A 2578-nucleotide genomic window follows, 5' to 3' on the forward strand; every position below is an offset into this window, starting at 1 on the left:
GCATAGCGCATGATACATGGCTATCTGGAGACAGGGATATGGATGTATTCGTCCTGTACCCTGAATCATGGAGTATCGAGGAGTTGAAGAGTAAAGGGTTTAAGCTAGTGGTTGAAGCCGCGGAGAAACTTGGGATATATGAGTTAAGGTATGCTGAACACCCCTATGTAAGGGTCAGGATCAGCGATGTTGAAGCAGATATCGTGCCAGCGTTCAACATATCAGATCCGGCACGTATTAGAACAGCTGTGGATAGGACGCCGTTCCACACAAGGTACATTAGGGAGAGGCTCACGGATGAGATGAGAGATCAGGTTAGATTATTAAAGAAGTTTATGAAAGGTATTGGGGTATATGGTGCCGAGGTCAAGACAAAGGGGTTCAGCGGCTATGCTGTGGAAGTACTTATAGCCAGGTATAATTCCATGAGGAGGGTTCTTGAGGATGCATCTAAATGGAATCCCCCGGTTTACATTGACTCGATAAACGTTGGCGAATCTTTCTGGAAGGGGTTTAGGAAAAAGTATCCTGACTCAGTAATATATATGCCGGACCCGGTGGATCCCATGAGGAATGTAACGGCAAATGTATCGATGAAAAGCCTTGCAATATTCAGCCTGGCATCCAGGTGTTATCTCACGCATCCATCACTAGTATTCTACGGCTTAGAGTACGAGGGTCCATCTATAGATGATGTGAAGAAGAAGCTCGCGGATAGATGCATAGTCCTAGTTGAGTACATGCTGGAGGAGAGACTGCCCCCTGATGTTGTATGGGGCGAGTTGAACAGGGTTAGGGATACCATGGTTAAGCTCCTCGAGAACTTTGATTTCCACGTAATCGATTCATCATCGTGGACCGACGAGGACAGGTACTGTGCTATATTATTAGAGCTTGATTCCTGTAGTCTCCCAGTATATAAACACTATAAGGGTCCCTCTGTGAAGCACTGGGAGAGATCACATAGCTTCATATCGAAGCATCTTGGTAGAGGGATCGGTGTATGGGTTGATGAGAAGGGCTCCCTGAACGCGTTATCCCTTAGAAGATACATTAATGTAAAGCAAATACTGGAGGAGGGAAGCCGATGGTACTCGGTTGCGCCACACTTTAGGGATATAAAACCATCGGTGAAGGCCTTAAGCGAGGAGGTGATAGCAGAGTTATCGGGAAGAGGGGCTTTACGATGGATTTCAGAATTTATATTGAAGACCCCTATATGGATGGTGAAGTGCATTTCCTAGTCAACTACCCCCGAGATGAATACATATATAGAGTACTATGCTTCCCGGCATGCAATAGAAGAGATTTAATAGTTGAGAGAGCCCTGGAGCTGATTAAGGAGGGCTTCATATACCTGTTGGAGACAGGCCAGGTAATACACGGTGTCAGGGTGCTTGGGAAAGGCTACTCCTCGATAATCGTGGTGGCTTACCATGCAAGGCATGGCTTAGGCGTGTTAAAGATAAGGAGAACGGATAGTCGAAGGGATGACTTATCCAGGGAGGCTGAGGCGATGATGAGGGCCAGCGGCTCCGGTGTCACGCCCAGACTATACATGTATAGCCGAGACTACTTGTTTAGAGAGCTAGTGAACCCGGTTACGTGTCGATCACTGGAGGCTCTCCTCACAGATTTATTTAGAACCGGCGACATGGATAGGGTTAAACAAGTGATTTACGAGGTTCTCGTAGCATTAAATAGGCTTGACTCGATACGCATAGACCATACCGAGCTCAACAGGCCTGGTAACCACGTCTTCATCTGCCCCGATGGGATGAAAATAATAGACTGGGAGAGCGCGAGGAGGTCTGTGAAGCCGAGTAATCTCTCCTCGTTTATCTCTTACCTACTCTACCGGTTCAGATATCGCAGTGAATTAATCAGTAGACTGGGCTTGGAGAGGGAGAAGATATTAAGGCTACTTAGGAGGTATAAGGCCGAGTATAGCTTGGAGGCACTAGGTGAAATAATTGACTCTATGCATTTAGTTTAGTGGAGGCGGCTTCGCTAGGTATGCCTCCCACGCCTCCTGGTATGGCGTGCTTGAACTGTATTGTGCCACGTATTATTATCCTACTCTTTATTTCACTCGGTAATGGTACCTCAAGCATGGACTTGCATCTAGGGCATATGCCACCGTATATCCTGTAAACCTCCTCGGGTGTGGGCACTCCATAATAGTCTTGCCCCACCCTCGTGAATTCGAATAGTATGAACCCACAGCTTTTACACCTATATTTTATAGGCATAAGTATCACCTATGTAATATTCTCGTATTACTTGGTAGTTAAAGAGCAAGGGTTATAATATATTTAAATAAATGATGTAAACATCTCAACATATAATACTATTATTATTACGCTATTATTTAATCAATCATATAATGTATTACGTCCAAGTAATTTAAATATGTTTCAAGTACGGTGAAAATGAATACCGCCTGAACTCGGGTAGTCTTAGACAACTAGGACCACGTTCAATGCTGCAGGGTGCAGCCTGGGGGGCTCCCTAATATATAAGGCGATCATGTGGTAGGTAATCAACTGGTAGCATCACTGCGATGGTAGACCGGTAT

General features: G+C 45.3%; 3 protein-coding genes. 2 read left to right on the plus strand and 1 reads right to left on the minus strand.

Annotated features, from left to right (window positions below; all coding sequences use genetic code 11):
* The coding region (gene cca, locus ACP5N5_RS06620) for a CCA tRNA nucleotidyltransferase (protein ID WP_428134306.1) at nucleotides 1-1244 on the plus strand (1244 nt) is incomplete at its 5' end.
* Nucleotides 1187-1996 carry a serine/threonine protein kinase gene (locus ACP5N5_RS06625; RefSeq protein ID WP_428134310.1) on the plus strand — a complete coding sequence of 270 codons (810 nt, stop codon included), beginning with the start codon at nucleotides 1187-1189 and terminating at the stop codon, nucleotides 1994-1996. The genes cca and ACP5N5_RS06625, both read left to right, overlap by 58 nt.
* Here the strand turns inward: ACP5N5_RS06625 and ACP5N5_RS06630 are convergent.
* Complete coding sequence (locus ACP5N5_RS06630) at nucleotides 1980-2252, minus strand: hypothetical protein (protein WP_042667287.1); 273 nt, start codon at nucleotides 2250-2252, stop codon at nucleotides 1980-1982. The genes ACP5N5_RS06625 and ACP5N5_RS06630 overlap by 17 nt on opposite strands.
* Between the last annotated feature and the right edge of the window lie 326 nt (nucleotides 2253-2578).

This window comes from Desulfurococcus sp. (assembly GCF_049970475.1).
GTDB classification, from domain to species: Archaea; Thermoproteota; Thermoprotei_A; order Sulfolobales; family Desulfurococcaceae; genus Desulfurococcus; species Desulfurococcus amylolyticus.

Excerpts from the sequence above, each read along its gene's own strand:
- ACP5N5_RS06625 (WP_428134310.1), top strand. The coding sequence starts at position 1,187 with ATGGATTTCAGAATTTATATTGAAGACCCCTATATGGATGGTGAAGTG.
- ACP5N5_RS06630 (WP_042667287.1), bottom strand. The coding sequence starts at position 2,252 with ATGCCTATAAAATATAGGTGTAAAAGCTGTGGGTTCATACTATTCGAA.